At 71.8% G+C, this 14533-nt stretch carries 15 protein-coding genes; 10 read left to right on the top strand and 5 right to left on the bottom strand.

Annotated features, from left to right (window positions below; genetic code table 11):
- Nucleotides 1–20: 20 nt before the first annotated feature.
- Nucleotides 21–608: a TetR/AcrR family transcriptional regulator C-terminal domain-containing protein gene (locus ACGFY5_RS36100; protein WP_392727495.1), complete on the top strand. Its 588-nt coding sequence runs from the start codon at nt 21–23 to the stop codon at nt 606–608.
- A gap of 103 nt (nt 609–711) precedes the next feature.
- Here ACGFY5_RS36100 and ACGFY5_RS36095 read toward each other — a convergent pair whose 3' ends face one another.
- The gene (locus ACGFY5_RS36095; protein ID WP_392727492.1) at nt 712–1782 is read right to left on the bottom strand and encodes a CaiB/BaiF CoA transferase family protein; all 1071 of its coding nucleotides are present in this window, start codon (nt 1780–1782) and stop codon (nt 712–714) included.
- On the bottom strand, nt 1783–2547 hold the full coding sequence (locus ACGFY5_RS36090) for a crotonase/enoyl-CoA hydratase family protein (RefSeq protein WP_392727489.1): 765 nt from the start codon (nt 2545–2547) through the stop codon (nt 1783–1785).
- 143 nt (nt 2548–2690) lie between these two features.
- Here ACGFY5_RS36090 and ACGFY5_RS36085 point away from each other — a divergent pair, with 143 nt between their 5' ends.
- From ACGFY5_RS36085 to ACGFY5_RS36050, 8 genes are all read left to right on the top strand, one after another.
- Nucleotides 2691–3503, top strand: coding sequence for an acyl-CoA thioesterase (locus tag ACGFY5_RS36085; protein ID WP_392727487.1), 813 nt, complete (start codon nt 2691–2693; stop codon nt 3501–3503).
- 42 nt (nt 3504–3545) lie between these two features.
- Nucleotides 3546–4313, top strand: a complete 768-nt coding sequence (locus ACGFY5_RS36080) for an SDR family NAD(P)-dependent oxidoreductase (RefSeq protein ID WP_392727484.1) — start codon at nt 3546–3548, stop codon at nt 4311–4313.
- Between the two features lie 153 nt (nt 4314–4466).
- Nucleotides 4467–5201 (top strand): HAD family hydrolase, encoded by a 735-nt coding sequence (locus ACGFY5_RS36075; protein ID WP_392727481.1) that lies wholly within the window; start codon nt 4467–4469, stop codon nt 5199–5201.
- Nucleotides 5198–7561 carry a glycoside hydrolase family 65 protein gene (locus ACGFY5_RS36070; RefSeq protein ID WP_392727479.1) on the top strand — a complete coding sequence of 788 codons (2364 nt, stop codon included), beginning with the start codon at nt 5198–5200 and terminating at the stop codon, nt 7559–7561. Before ACGFY5_RS36075 ends, ACGFY5_RS36070 begins: the two co-directional genes overlap by 4 nt.
- Nucleotides 7562–7628: 67 nt before the next feature.
- On the top strand, nt 7629–9146 hold the full coding sequence (locus ACGFY5_RS36065) for an Hsp70 family protein (RefSeq protein ID WP_392727477.1): 1518 nt from the start codon (nt 7629–7631) through the stop codon (nt 9144–9146).
- Between the two features lie 77 nt (nt 9147–9223).
- On the top strand, nt 9224–9898 hold the full coding sequence (locus ACGFY5_RS36060) for a response regulator (RefSeq protein WP_392727475.1): 675 nt from the start codon (nt 9224–9226) through the stop codon (nt 9896–9898).
- A complete protein-coding gene (locus tag ACGFY5_RS36055; RefSeq protein WP_392727472.1) occupies nt 9895–11307 on the top strand; it encodes an ATP-binding protein in 1413 nt (470 codons plus the stop codon). The genes ACGFY5_RS36060 and ACGFY5_RS36055 overlap by 4 nt, the downstream gene beginning before the upstream one ends.
- Nucleotides 11304–11780, top strand: a complete 477-nt coding sequence (locus ACGFY5_RS36050; RefSeq protein WP_392727471.1) for a hypothetical protein — start codon at nt 11304–11306, stop codon at nt 11778–11780. Before ACGFY5_RS36055 ends, ACGFY5_RS36050 begins: the two co-directional genes overlap by 4 nt.
- Here ACGFY5_RS36050 and ACGFY5_RS36045 read toward each other — a convergent pair.
- Nucleotides 11773–12954 carry an acyltransferase family protein gene (locus tag ACGFY5_RS36045; protein ID WP_392727469.1) on the bottom strand — a complete coding sequence of 394 codons (1182 nt, stop codon included), beginning with the start codon at nt 12952–12954 and terminating at the stop codon, nt 11773–11775. The genes ACGFY5_RS36050 and ACGFY5_RS36045 overlap by 8 nt on opposite strands.
- Nucleotides 12955–13082: 128 nt before the next feature.
- On the opposite strand from ACGFY5_RS36045, the gene ACGFY5_RS36040 reads away from it, so the two are divergent.
- Complete coding sequence (locus ACGFY5_RS36040; protein ID WP_392727468.1) at nt 13083–13835, top strand: SGNH/GDSL hydrolase family protein; 753 nt, start codon at nt 13083–13085, stop codon at nt 13833–13835.
- 63 nt (nt 13836–13898) lie between these two features.
- Here ACGFY5_RS36040 and ACGFY5_RS36035 read toward each other — a convergent pair whose 3' ends face one another.
- Together ACGFY5_RS36035 and ACGFY5_RS36030 are read right to left on the bottom strand one after the other, a co-directional pair.
- Entirely contained in the window at nt 13899–14213 is a 315-nt protein-coding gene (locus ACGFY5_RS36035) for a DUF3349 domain-containing protein (RefSeq protein WP_392727465.1), read from the bottom strand.
- A 2-nt stretch (nt 14214–14215) separates the two neighbouring features.
- A complete protein-coding gene (locus ACGFY5_RS36030) occupies nt 14216–14521 on the bottom strand; it encodes a hypothetical protein (protein WP_392727464.1) in 306 nt (101 codons plus the stop codon).
- Nucleotides 14522–14533: the final 12 nt, after the last annotated feature.

The following is a 14533-nucleotide window of genomic DNA, read 5'->3' as shown; positions in this document are numbered from 1 at the left end:
GTGGTAGAGAGAGGATGTAAATGGCTCTGACGAAGGAGCGGATCGTCGCCGAGGCGCTCGCGTTGCTCGACGAGGGCGGTCTCGCGGGCGTGACGTTCCGGAAGCTCGCCCAGCGACTCGGGGTCCAGGCGCCTACGCTCTACTGGCACGTCACGAATAAGGCCGCGCTGGTCACGGAGCTGGCCGAGGCGATTCTCGAACCGATCGAGCTGCTCCCGATCGCGCCGGGTCAGCGCTGGCAGGACTGGCTCGCCGACCTCGCCGAGCGGCTACGCCGCGCGTTGCTCGCGCATCCCGATGGTGCGCAGGTGCTGTCTGCGGCGCAGCTCTCGCGCCGGATGGCTGCGCTCTCCGAAACGGCAATGTCGACGTTGGTCGAGAGCGGTCTGTCGCTGCGGGAGGCGCGGCTGACCGTTCTGGCGGTCGAGCGGTTCACTGTCGGGCACGTGCTCGAGGAGCAGGCCGGGGCGCCGGACGCCGCCGACTTCGACCTGGAGGCGTACACCGCCCGCTATCCGACGGTCGTGCGGGCGATCACCGAGTACTTCGAGCCCGGGCGCACCGTCGACGACCTGTTCCGCGACACGATCACGGTGATCCTGCGCTGAAGCGGCCCCGTTCCGGCGGGCCAGGACGCGCCTCTCCGGGGCCGCTCGAAGCGGTTCCGTTGCGGGGCGCCAGGACGCGCCTCTCCGGGACCGCTTCGGGCGGCTAGCTGAGCCAGTCGTTCAGGACCGAGTCGTTGTCGCGGCCCGGGGCTGGGGGTGGGGTGGGGGTGCCGGGTGGGGTGCGGGAGAACCGGGGGGCCGGGGCGGCCTGGGGGATGCCGTTCTGCTCCACGACCGTGTTCCGCGCGGCCACGTGCGGGTGGGCGGGCGCCTCCCCGAACGTCAGCACGGGGGTGACACACGCGTCGGTGCCGTCGAAGATCGCAGCCCACTCGTCCCGCGACTTCCTGGCGAACGCGTCGGTGAACCGCTTACGGATCTCCGGCCAGGTCGCGGGGTCGTCGCGATCGGGCACCTCGATCTCCAGACCCGCCAGCAGTGCCGCGTAGAACTGCGGCTCCAGCGCACCGACAGCCACGTACCGCCCGTCCGCGCACTCGTACGTGTCGTACCAGGGCGCACCACCGTCGAGCAGGTTGACGCCCCGCTCGTCGCTCCACACCCCGGCGCCCCGGAACGACCAGAACATCTGCGACAACAGCGTGGCCCCGTCGACCATCGCGGCATCCACGGTCTGGCCCCGACCGGACTGCTGGCGCTCGAACAGCGCCGACAGAATGCCGACGAGCAGCAGCATCGATCCGCCACCGAAGTCACCGACGAGGTTCAGCGGCGGCACCGGCCGCTCACCGACCCGCCCGATCGCGTGCAGGGCACCGGTCACCGAGATGTAGTTGATGTCGTGCCCGGCGGTGTGCGCCCACGGACCGTCCTGGCCCCATCCGGTCATCCGGGCGTAGATCAGCCGGGGATTGACCGCTGCGCAGTCGTCCGGGCCGATGCCGAGTCGCTCGGTGACGCCGGGTCGATACCCCTCGAGCAGCACGTCGGCCTGCTCGATCAGGCGCAGCAGCGTCGCTTTGTCGTCCGGGGACTTCAGGTTCAGCGCCACCGACCGACGGTTGCGCAGCGTCTGGTCGTTGGAGGCGCCACCCGCCGGCGGCCGGTCGACGCGCACGACGTCGGCGCCCAGGTCGGCGAGGATCATCGCGGCGTGCGGCCCGGGACCGATCCCCGCCAGCTCGATGACTTTGAGGCCGGTCAACGGGCCCATCTAGCGTCCCTTCCATACCGGGGCGCGCTTCTCGGCGAACGCGATCGACCCTTCGCGCGCGTCCTCGGAGCCGAGCACCGGCCCGACGATCGCGCCCTGCTTGTCCCACAGCTCGGCGTCGGTCCAGTCCTGCGACTGCACGATCAGCTGCTTCGACGCGGCGACCGCGAGCGGACCGTTCGCGGCGATCCTGGCGGCCAGCGCCTTCGCGCCCTCGAGTGCGCCCCCGGTCGGTGTCAGCGAGTTGACCAGGCCGTACTTGAGCGCGTCCGCAGCGGTCAGCGGGTCGCCGGTCAGCGCCAGCTCCATCGCGACGGCCGGGGGGATCCGGCGGGGGAGGCGCACCAGCCCACCTGCGGCCGCGACCAGCCCGCGCTTCACCTCGGGGATGCCGAACTTCGCGTCCTCCGCCGCGACGATCAGGTCGCAGGCCAGTGCGATCTCGCAGCCGCCGGCCAACGCCCAGCCCTCGACCGCCGCGATGACCGGCTTGCGCGGCGGGAGCGCGGTGATGCCGCCGAAGCCGCGCTTCTCGTCGCTCGGGTTCTCGCCCGCGACGAACGCCTTGAGGTCCATGCCGGCGCAGAACGAACCGCCGGCGCCGGTGATGATGCCCAGCGTCAGGTCGTCGCGCTCGTCCAGTTCGTCGAGTGCGGCCGAGATCCCGGCGGACACCGCGCCGTTGATCGCGTTCCGCGCCTTCGGCCGGTTGATCGTGATGATCGATACGCCGTCGGCGTGTTCGACCTGCACCTCGTCGCTCACGGGAACAGCCTTCCGCCGTTGGGGCTTTGGTTCGCAACGTATCGGTCGTGGACAGGTGCTGCCTAGGGATCCGGTCAGCTCTGACCGGAAACACGTGAGAGAGCGGTCACAGCGCCCATTTGTCGGGCAAACGGCGGGCTACCGTGCGGGTCGTGACGCAGACGACCACGGGTGCGCCCACGATCCTCGACCTCTTCGCTCTGGACGAGGTCGAGCCCGATCTGTACCGGGCGAACACCGTCTTCGACGAGGAGTTCCCGCTGTACGGCGGGCAGGTCGCGGCGCAGGCGCTCCGGGCCGCCGGACTCACGGTCCCGGACGGTCGGTCGCCGCACTCGCTGCACGGCTACTACCTGCGCGGTGGCGACTCCGGCCGCCCGACGGACTTCCGCGTCGACCGGGACCGGGACGGCCGGTCGTACTCGGCACGCCGGGTCGTCGCGCTGCAGGACGACACGGTCATCTTCACGATGTCGTGCTCGTTCCACGTGGAGGAGCACGGCAAGGACGTCGACGTCACCGACGTGTCCGAGGTGCCCGCGCCGGAGGCTCCCGGGTCGATGCCCCGGCTGTTCTCGATGGAGGGCACGCTGCCGCCGGCGCCGTACCCCGACGCCGAGTGGCCGACCCGGTTCTGGGCGCGGTGCGTCGCGTCGCTGCCCGACGATCCGCTGATCCACGCGTGCGTGCTCACGTACCTCTCGGACATCTCGACCGGCCTGGCGCCGTTGCACGACGAGACGTCCGGGTCGGGGTCGAGCCTCGATCACGCGATCTGGTTCCACCGGCCGATCCGGCTGGACGAGTGGGTGCTGATGGATCTCGTGCCGCAGTCGGTGGCGCGCGGGCGGGGGTTCTACACCGGCACGATCCGCACCGCGGACGGCACGCTCGGCGCGACCCTCACCCAGGAAGCTCTCTTCCGCCCCCGCGCGGCGAGCGTTTTCTACCGCTAAATCCTGTTGGAACTACATGCCACGATAGTACGTTTTGTGTTCGTGGAGACTACGAACACACCTCTGCCCCTGGCTGGTCGCCGTGCACTCGTCACCGGCGGGAGCCGCGGAATCGGCCGGACGGTCGCGCTGGCACTGGCCGCCGCCGGCGCGGACGTGGCGATCACGTTCTCGCGCAACACCGTCGCCGCTGCGACGACCGTCGACGACATCACCAAGCTCGGCCGCGTCGGCCGCTCCTACCAGGGCTCGGTAGCGATCGTCGCGGACGTGCACTGGCAGGTCGAAGCGGCCGTCCGGGACCTCGGCGGCCTCGACCTGGTCGTGAGCAACGCGGGCATGTCCGGTAGCGGCGACCCGGTCGTCGAGACCGACCCGGGCGAGCTCGAACGGATGCTGCGCGTCCACGCGTTCGGCCCGCACCACGTCGCCCAGGCGGCGCTGCCGCACCTGCGCCGCAACGACCGCTCCGACCTGGTGTTCGTCTCGAGCATCGCGACCGACACCTACCCGGCCAACCGCGCCCCGCACTCGATGGGCAAGGCGGCCGTGGAGGCGCTCGCGCGCACCGTCGCCAAGGAGGAGCGCAGCCGCGGAGTGCACGTGAACGTCGTCGCGCCCGGGCTGGTGGCCACCGAGATGGGGCTCGACTTCGCCCGGCTCTCGGACATGGACCTGCGCGAACGTGAGGAACGGTCACCGTTCCGGCACATGTGCACGCCCGAGGAGATCGCCGAGGGCGTGTTGTTCCTGGTCACCGCGTCGTACGTGAACGACGTCCGCCTGGTCGTCGACGGCGGCACGTTCTAGTCACCACCAGCCCCGGCGGTCGAGCGCGGCCGTCGTCTGCACCGCCTGTAAGCGCGGATCATCCGGACATCCATGCCCGCAGCGTGTCAGCGCTGGATGAACTGTTCATCGGCGATTCGACGAACTGTCGTAGGCCCTGCTTAGTCTTCTCGCATGACGCTGGGATTACCGCCCGCGATCCGGGCTTGCCTGTTCGACCTGGACGGCGTGGTCACTCGTACCGCCGCGCAGCACGCGAACGCGTGGAAGGCGATGTTCGACCGGTTCCTGGCCGAGTACGCGCCGGACCAGCGGCCGTTCGGCATCGAGGACGACTACGTGCGGTACGTGGACGGCCGGAAGCGGCTGGACGGCACGCGGGCGTTCCTCGCGTCGCGCGGCATCCAGCTGCCCGAGGGCACTGCCGACGACACCCTGGGTGACCACACGGTGCTCGGCCTCTCGAACACCAAGAACACGCTGGTGCTCCAGTTGATCGAGGAGCAGGGCGTCGAGGTGTTCGACGACGCGGTGGAGTACGTGACGGCGCTCCAGGCGGCGGGCATACCCCGTGCGGTGGTCACGTCCAGTGCGAACGCCCAGCAGGTACTCGAGGTCACCGGGCTGGCGCACCTGTTCGACCTGCGGGTCGACGCGCTGGTCGCCGCCGAGCGTGGCCTGGCCGGCAAGCCCGCACCCGACACGTTCCTGGCCGGTGCCGAGCTGCTCGGCGTGCGTCCCGAGGAAGCCGTGGTCTTCGAGGATGCGCTCTCCGGGGTCGAAGCCGGCCGCGCGGGCGGATTCGGCTTCGTCGTCGGCGTCGACCGGGTGGGGCAGGGGGCCGCGCTCAAGGAGCACGGCGCTGACGTCGTCGTCACCAGACTGACCGACCTGCTGGGGGAGCCGTGATCGGGTCCGGTCCGTACGCCATCGAGCCGTGGGCGGTGCGTGAGTCGTCCGTCGACCTCGAGCGGCTCGGTGTCTCCGAGTCCGTGTTCACGCTGGCCAACGGTCACATCGGCCTGCGCGGCAACCTCGACGAGGGCGAGCCGCACGAGCTGCCGGGCACGTACCTCAACTCGTTCTGCGAACTGCGGCCGTTACCGTACGCCGAGGGCGGTTACGGCTACCCGGAGTCCGGGCAGGCGATCGTCAACGTCACCAACGGCAAGCTGATTCGCCTGCTGGTCGACGACGAGCCGCTCGACGTCCGGTACGGGCAGGTCGTCGACCACGAGCGTGTCCTCGACTTCCGCACCGGCGTGCTCACCCGCGAGCTGCACTGGACGTCACCCGCCGGCAAGTCGATCACGCTCACGACCGAGCGGCTGGTCTCGCTCGTGCAGCGCTCGATCGCCGCGATCAGCTACACGGTCACCGCGGGTGACCAGCCGGTCCAGCTCGTCCTGCAGTCCGAGCTGTTCGCCAACGAAGAGCTGCCGCAGTCCGGGAACGACCCGCGGATCGAGGCGGCGCTGGCCCGTCCGCTGGTGCCGGAGATCCACAACAACAACACCACCGGCGCGACGCTGCTGCACAGCCTCGCGGGCACCGGCCTGCGGATGGCCGCCACGATGGAGCACGACGTCCAGGGCCCGGCGGGCACCGAGACGCACTCCAGCTCGAGCGAGAACATCGGGCGCACCACGGTGATCGGCCGGCTGGCGCCCGGCCGGTCGGTGCGCCTGGTCAAGTACCTCGCCTACGGCTGGTCGTCGCGGCGCTCGCTGCCCGCGCTCAACGACCAGGTGCGTGCGGCGATCACCGCGGCCCGCTACACCGGCTGGGACGGGCTGCTCGACGAGCAGCGCGAGTACCTCGACGACTTCTGGGCGAGCGCCGACGTCGAGGTCGAGGGCGACGCCCAGCTGCAGCAGGCCGTGCGGTTCGGGCTGTTCCACGTGCTGCAGGCCGGTGCGCGCGCCGAGGGCCGCGCGATCCCGGCGAAGGGTCTCACCGGCCCCGGCTACGACGGCCACACGTTCTGGGACACCGAGACGTTCGTGCTGCCGATGCTCAGCCACACCGTGCCCGACGCCGCCGCGCACGCCCTGCAGTGGCGTCGCGAGACGTTGCCGCTGGCCGAGGAGCGCGCCCAGACACTCGGCTTCAACGGCGCCGCGTTCCCCTGGCGCACGATCCGCGGCCAGGAGTGCTCCGGCTACTGGCCCGCAGGCACCGCGGCACTGCACGTCAACGCCGACATCGCCGACGCCGTCCTGCGCCACGTCGGTGCCACCGGCGACGACGAGTTCGAGCGCACTGTCGGGCTCGAGTTGCTGACGGCCACCGCGCGGCTCTGGCGCTCGGTCGGGCACCACGACGGTGAGGGCGGCTTCCGCATCGACGGCGTCACCGGGCCCGACGAGTACAGCGCGATCGCCGACAACAACCTGTTCACCAACCTCATGGCGCAGCGGAACCTGCGCGGCGCCGCCGACGTCTGCCGCCGCTACGCCGAGGAAGCCGCGGAACTCGGCGTCGACAACGAGGAGATCGCGTCCTGGCAGGACGCCGCCGACGCGATGGTCGTGCCGTTCGACGCCAAGCGCGGTGTGCACGCCCAGTCGGAGAACTTCACCGACCACGCGCTGTGGGACTTCGGCGGCACCCCGCCGGAGAAGTACCCGCTGCTGCTGCACTTCCCCTACCTCGACCTGTACCGCAAGCAGGTGGTCAAGCAGGCCGACCTGGTCCTGGCGATGCAGCTCTGCCCGGAGGCGTTCACCCCCGCGCAGAAGCAGCGCAACTTCGCCTACTACGAGCAGATCACCGTGCGTGACTCGTCGCTCTCGGCGGCCACCCAGGGCGTGATGGCGGCGGAGACGGGCCACCTGGGCCTCGCGTACGAGTACCTCTGCGAGACCGGCATGCTCGACCTGAACGACCTGGCCGGCAACACCGCCCACGGCCTGCACATCGCGGCGCTGTCCGGGGTGTGGTCGGGCGTCGTGGTCGGGTTCGGCGGCATGCGCCACCTGAAGGCCGGGCTCTCGTTCGCGCCCCGGCTGCCGGAGGAGCTCAGCCGGATCGCATTCATGATCCGCTGGCGGGGGCGCCGGTTGCGCGTCGAGGTGCACCCGGGCGAGGCGCGTTACCGCCTGCTCGACGGCGCCGACCTGGAACTTCTCCACCACGGCGAGCGGCTGACCGTCGGCAAGAGCGAGGTCGGCGCCCACATCCCGGCGTTCGGCCCGGTCGAGCCGGTGCGCCAGCCCGTCGGCCGGGAGCCGCTGGTCCGGCGTCTGCGGGCGGCAGGCCTGGGCTGAATCCTTTCGCGACGCCCCACAGCGTGCCGCGCGCGGCAAATGTTCCGCGCACGGGATACTGTGCCGTGTGTCAGCCTCTCGCGAGGATTCGGCGTTACGCCCCGCCGGGTCCGGACCGCTGCTCGGCGTCGATTTAGGGCTGACCAACACGGTCGCGCTCCTTCGGCGGCCCGACGGCCGGAGCAGTCCGCTCCTGTTCGACGGTGAGCCGGTCCTGCCCTCCTGCGTGTTACTCGGCGCCGACGGCTCGATCCGGGTGGGGCGGGACGCGGAGCGTGCTGCCGCCGCCGACCCGGACCACTTCGAGCCCGCACCGCGGCGCCACATCGCCGAGCAGAAGTTCCGGCTGGGCGAACGGGACACCACACCGACCGACCTGCTCGCCGGGGTGCTGGCCGCGGTCGCGGCCTCGGCCACGGCGACGCTCGGCAGCGTGCCGCCGGCCGCGCTGACCTACCCCGTGCGGTGGGCAGCGGCGGAGCAGGCGACGCTGCGGGAGGCGGCCCGGTACGCCGGATTCGCCGACGTCACGCTGATCCCGGAGCCGGTCGCCGCCGTGGCCGCGGTCGGGGCGTCGATGGCGGTCGAGCGTCGGCTCGTGGTCGTCGATGTCGGGGCGCGCGGGTTCGACGTCTCGGTGCTGGCCCCCGAGGCGGGACGGCTCGCGGTCGTCGCGGTCGGCGGGGATCCCACTGTCGGCGGGCGCCGGATCGACGCGGCGATCGCCGCGCACATCGCCGCCGCGGCCGGTCGTCAGCGCCGGGAGATCTGGCGGGCGATCGACCGTCCCCGCACCATCGATCAGCGCCGTACGCAACGGGAGTTCTGGGCCGACGTCCGGGCCGCGAAGGAGACGCTCGACGAGGCGGAGTTCGTGCCGGTGTCCGTGCCGGGCACCGCGGACATCGTTCCGCTGACCAGGTCCGACATGGAGCGGTTCGCCCGGCCGGTGGCCGACCGGGTGGCCCGGGTGACCGCGCGGGTCCTGCGCGAGGCCCGGGTGACGCCGGCCGAACTCGACGCGATCGTGCTGGTGGGTGGCTCGGCGCCGCTGCCGACGCTCTGGCTGACGCTGCGCGATACGCTGGGGATCGAGCCGGTGCAGCCGGATCCGCCGGCGTTCGCGATGGCGGGTGGCGCGCTCGGTCGGCTCGCCGCGGATCTCGCGCTGCCGGTCGGGACGCCGGCGGCGGTCGGGGCTGCGGCGATGGGTGTTCCGCGGCCGCCGCGGGTGGTCGCGCCGCCGCGTCTGCCGGTTGCCGGGGGAGTGTTCAACCGGGCCGCGAAGGCCGCCGCGCGGCTGGTGCGGCGTCCGGTCGCCGAGATCGCCGCGCCGCCGCGCCGGGCCGCGCTGCCCGCGCCGCGTCAGCCCGAGGACGGTCTGCCGGGTCTGTCCGCGCTTCCGGCGGTGCGGCGGTCGCCGGGGGTGCCGGAGCAGCGTCGCGTTCAGCACGCGGCTGCTCACCGGGATCCGTCCCAGCCGTACGAGCGCGCGGCCCACGTCTGGGGCCGCTTCGGCTGGTTCCTGGTGCTCCTCGCGATCCTCGGTGTCCTCGCCGTGGCCATGGCGGTCCTCGCGCTCTAGGGTGACCGCTTGTCGCAGGTTCGTCGCAAGCGTTCGCGGAGGCCACCGGGTCGTCGCGGGGTCGCATACTGGGGTCCGTGGTGGCGATTCTGCTGATCGAGGACGACGAACCGGTCCGGCGCGGGCTCCGGATCGCGTTGGGCAGACACGGTTACGACGTGCGGACGGCGGCGAACGGCGCGGAGGGCCTGCGCGCGATCCAGGAGTCGCCGCCGGATCTCGTCGCGCTCGACGTGATGCTGCCCGACGTCGACGGCGTCGAGGTGTGTCGTCGGATCCGGTCCTTCTCCCAGCTGCCGGTCATCATGGTGACGGCCCGCGACGACGACCTCGACGTGGTCCAGGGTCTGGAGGCCGGTGCGGACGACTACGTGGTCAAGCCGGCCCGGCCCAGCGTCCTCGATGCCCGGATCCGCGCGGTGCTGCGGCGTACCAGCGGACCCGCGGACGGTGTCCGGTCCTTCGGTGACCTGCGTATCGACACCACCGCGCTGACCGTCACCACGCGTGGCGAGGTGGTGGCGCTGACCCCGACCGAGCTTCGCCTGCTGCTGACGTTGTCCCGCGTCCCCGGCCGGGTGCTCAGCCGCCAGCAACTGCTCGAAGACGTCTGGGAGCACGACTACCTGGGGGACTCCCGGCTGGTGGACAACGGCGTCCAGCGGTTACGGGCGAAGATCGAGGCCGATGCCGCCTCACCGCGGTACGTCCAGACCGTACGGGGATTCGGCTACCGGTTCGGACCTCTGTGAGTCGACGGTGGAGGACGCGTGGGCTGCGTCCCCGGCTGGTCACCGCGTTCGTCGTGGTGACGGTCATCGGCGTCGCGGCGACGGCGTGGTCGAGCGCCCGGTCGGCCGGCGCCGCATTGGTCGACACGACCCAGCAACAACTCACCGGGACGCTGGCCGATCGGATCACCGCGCTCACCCCACAAGTCACGTATCCGCCGGACCAGGCCACCTTGGATCGGCTCCGCGCATCGCTCGGGCCGAACACGCTGGTCACGTACCAGGGGCTCCAGTCAGCCGACGGGGAGCGCATTCCACTGGTCACCGACGCGGTCCGCGAGGCCGTCCGGCTCCGCGGACGACTCGTCGCGCAGCGGATCACGGCGGACGGGACGCCGTGGCTGGTGATCGGCACCGCGGTGGTGACCACCGCACCGGACGGGACGACCACCCCGTCCGGGATCGAGGTCTACGCCGTGCGCGACCTCACCGACGTCGCCCAGCGAATCGACGCCCTCACGCGCTCCGCGATCGTGACCGCGTCGCTCGCCCTTCCATTGGCCGTGCTGCTGGCACTGTCCGCCGCGCGTCGCGTCCTGCGTCCGGTGCGGGAGCTACGGACCACCGCCCGCCGGCTTGCGGACGGAGACCTCGGCGCTCGGTCACCGCCCTCCGGCGACGACGAACTGGCCGACCTGGCCGTCAGCGTCAACGAGATGGCCGAGTCACTGCAGACCTCGATGGCGACGATGCGGCAGATGCAGTCCGACGCCCGGCGGTTCGCTGCCGACGTGGCCCACGAGCTGCGCACCCCGCTCAGCACGCTGACCGCTGTGGTGGAGGTGTTGGCGGATGAGGCCGACGGCATGCAACCGGACGCGCGTGAGTCCGCTCGGCTGGCGATCGCCGAGGTGGATCGGCTGGTGCGTCTCGTCGAGGACCTGATGGAGGTGGCCCGTTTCGACGCGGGAACCGCACGGCTCCGCGTCGAGGAGGTGGTTCTGGCCGACAGCGTCCGGGACTGCGTTCGGGCACGGGGCTGGACGGAACGTGTCGACGTGGTGGTGTCGGCCGAGCACCGGCTCCGCGCGGACAAGCGCCGGCTCGACGTCATCGTGGCCAACCTCGTCGGAAACGCGCTGCGCCACGGCCGCCCACCGGTTCGGGTGCGCGCGGCCAGCGACGCGGACGACGTCCGGGTCGAGGTCACCGACCACGGAGCGGGGCTGTCCGACGACGCGCTTCCGCACGTGTTCGACCGCTTCTCCAAGTTCGACCCCGCGCGGTCCCGGACCGCCGGCAGCGGGCTCGGGCTGGCGATCGCGCGGGAGAACGCCCGGCTGCACGGCGGTGATCTCACCGCGGAGAACATCGACGGCGGCGGGGCGCGGTTCGTCCTGCGGCTGCCGCGGAACGGGGCCGGGACGTGACGCGCGGGGTGGTGGCCGCACTCGTCGTCCTGCTGCTCGCCGGATGCGGGCTGCGGCCGTCCGGCGTCTCCGATGCCGGGCGACCCCCGACCGGCGTGGCACCCGGCGTCACGCTGTACTTCCTCGACGGAAACGGCGCGCTGCGGCCCCAGCTGCGCGGGACCGGTCACCTGGGCACGGTCTCCGAGGCGTTGGCCTGGCTCCTGACCGGCCCCGGCGACTCGGGCCTCGGCACCGGGATCACCGCGGGCGGCACCACGCAGGTCGTCGTCACCACCCAGCCGGGGCTCGTTGTCCTGAAGGTGCCGCTGGCGCTCTACGAGGTGACCCCGCGGGGCATCGACCAGATCGTGTGCACCGCGGTGGGGGTGACGACGCAGAGCGAGGGCTCCCGCGCGACCGAGGTGCAGGTGCGGTTCACCATCGACACTCCGGAGTCCGACGTCCGGCGGACCTGCCCGCTGTTCAGCTGAGGTGAGTCACGTCGATCGTGACCGGTGGTGGTTGCGGAACCACACGCCACAGCACGGCCAAGCCGATCATCACGACCACGAACGCCAGCAGACCGGTGCGGCCCCTCGCCCACCCCGCGCGGTACCGGATCGGGTCCTCGACCAGGTACTTCGACGCCACGGCCAACCCGATCGCCACCGTGCCCACCAGAAGCGTCCAGGTCCAGCCCTCCAGCCCGGTCCGCTCGGTGGACAGCAGCACGACGACCGGCCAGTGCCAGAGGTACAGGCTGTAGGAGATCAGTCCGAGCCACCGTAGCGGCGGCACGGCCAGGAGCCGGGCGACCGTCGAACCCGGGGCCCGGACGCACGCCCCGATCAGGGCGGCCGAGGCCAGCGAGTGCACGAGCAGGCCACCGGTGAACAGCCACTGGTCGTCGGCACCGTCGACGACCAGCCAGGCCGTGCCCAGCCCGGCGGCCAGCGCGGCGCTCCACGGCCCGGCCAGCCGTTCCGGAATGCCGGGCACGGCGGCCACCGCGGCGCCGAGCAGCAACGAGAACGCCCTCGTGTCGGTGCCGGTGTAGACCCGGGTCGGGTCGGCCGGATCGGCCAGCACGATCATCAGGATCGCGGAACAGATCGACCCGCCCACCGCGGCGACAGCGACCCGGCGCGCCACCCGTCCGCTTCGCCGTGCGATCACCAGCACGACGAGTGGCCACCCGAGGTAGAACTGCTCCTCGACCGCGATGCTCCACAGGTGCTCGAACACGCGGGCTCGGCCGAACCGGTCCCAGTAACTCGCGGACTCGGCCAGCAGGTGCCAGTTGACCAGGTTCGCCTGCACCCACGGGCCGTCCGCCGCCGTGGTGCGGACCAGGTCGGGCGGCCCGACCGCGACGGCGGCCAGGGTGGCGCCGACGAGCACCAAGACGAGCGCCGGCAACAGCCGCCGGACCCGCCGTCCCCAGAACGCCGCCGGCGACACCGTGCCCGTCGCGGCGGCCTCGCGCAGCAGCAGGTCCGTGATCAGGTAGCCGGAGAGCGCGAAGAACAGGTCCACGCCGAGGAACCCGCCCGGCAGGTGGCCGGTGTGGAACAGCAGGACACCGAGAACGGCTACGCCACGGAGGCCGTCCAACGCGGCGACGTGCGGACGCAGCGCCGGGCTGCGATCGACCACGATGCTCATGCCCGTCGACGCTGCCCGGCCGACGTCCGCCCGTGGTCCCTACGCTGTCGCAGGTTCGTCGCGACGCCGCGACACCACCGCGACCCGACCGGGACAGCACGGGGACATCGCCCGGTCACGGTGGACGCATGACCGTCCTTCCACGATTCGCGGTCGGCGTGGCCGTGCTGCTGCTCTCCGCCGCGTGCTCCGGCCCGTCGGCCCCCGACGTTTCCGAGCGAACCCCGGCGAGCAGGAGCAGCGTCTCGCCGGTGGTGCTGCTGGGCGACTCCGTCGCTGCCGGGCAGGCCTTACCGCTGACAGCGGCGTTCGCCGCGAGCGGTGTCCGCTTCCGATCGCTGGCCTCCGACGGCGGCGGCAACGTCGTCGGGCCGTTCTCCGACAAAACCTGGCCGACGCTGCCCCGACGAATCGCCGACGCCGATCCGTCCGTGGTCGTCTATCAGATCACCACGTACGACTGGGGCAGCCGGGACGAGCAGACCACGGCCTACCGCAAACTTCTGGCCACGGTCACCGCGACCGGCGCCGCGCTGGTTTTCGTCACGATGCCGCCGATCCGGCCCGACGACTTCTATGCGCCGCACGTCGCCGACCTCGACCGCACCGGGCCGGTCGCCCGTGCCGTGGTGAGTGGCTCGGGCGGCCGGGCCCACCTGCTCGACGCCACAGCCGTCTGGGGAAGCCACTACCAGCGGGAACGCGACGGAAGAGCCGACCGCAGCACCGACGGGATCCACGCCTGCCCGCAGGGCGCGGCCCGGTTCGCGAACTGGCTGCTCGGTGAGCTGGCGAAGCTCTACCCCGACTTCACCCCGGCGGAGCCGGACACGTGGGCCAACACCGGCTGGGCCAACGACAAGCATTTCGTCGGTTGCTGACACCGGATCCGACCCGGGGCCCGCTGAGAGCGCCGGTCAGCGGCACTCTCAGCGGGCTGTGCACTACTGGGCGGGGGCGTCGGCCAGGGGCCAGCCGCCGGCCGCGAGCCTCGCGGAGACTCGGGCCACGTCCTCCTGCGACGCCTCGTCGAGCGTTGCCTCGTTGATCAGCTTCTCCACGTCGGCCGTGGTGATCTCCTCGCCCTGGAGGGCGAGCAGCGCGAGGTCGTTCGCGATCGAGTGGACCTCGTGATCGGTCAGCTTGCGGCGCAGCAGACCGAGCAGCACGACGTAGTCCTGCTTCGGCACGCCGGACGGGTAGCCGGCGCGCAGCCACTCCAGGGTTCGGGTGACAAAGTTGGAGCGCGGTTCGCTCATCGTCAGTCCTTGTTCTGGATGGTCGGGTAGATGTGCTCGAAGCTCAGTTCCTTGCCGAATCCGTACGCGACGACGTACGTGATGCCCAGCGCGATGGCGAGCAGAACGAGCGCGAAGCACAGGATTCCGATGATCCGGCCGACCGGGTGCGGCGACGCGGCCGTGTCGACCTCCGCCGAGCCGCCCTGACCCCACGCCATCGTCCGGATGCCGAACGCGAACAGCGTCGGCAGGCCGGCACCGAGGACCAGGCCGATGGCGAGGACCTTCCAGGCCGCCTCGAACGCAAGAGTGATGTTGTGCCCCATGAAATGGTCTCC

Origin of the sequence: Cryptosporangium sp. NPDC048952 (assembly GCF_043197895.1) — a bacterium.
Lineage (GTDB): Bacteria > Actinomycetota > Actinomycetes > Mycobacteriales > Cryptosporangiaceae > Cryptosporangium.
The sequence above is the reverse complement of the archived record's forward strand: the minus strand, read 5'-3'. Positions and strand labels throughout refer to the sequence as shown.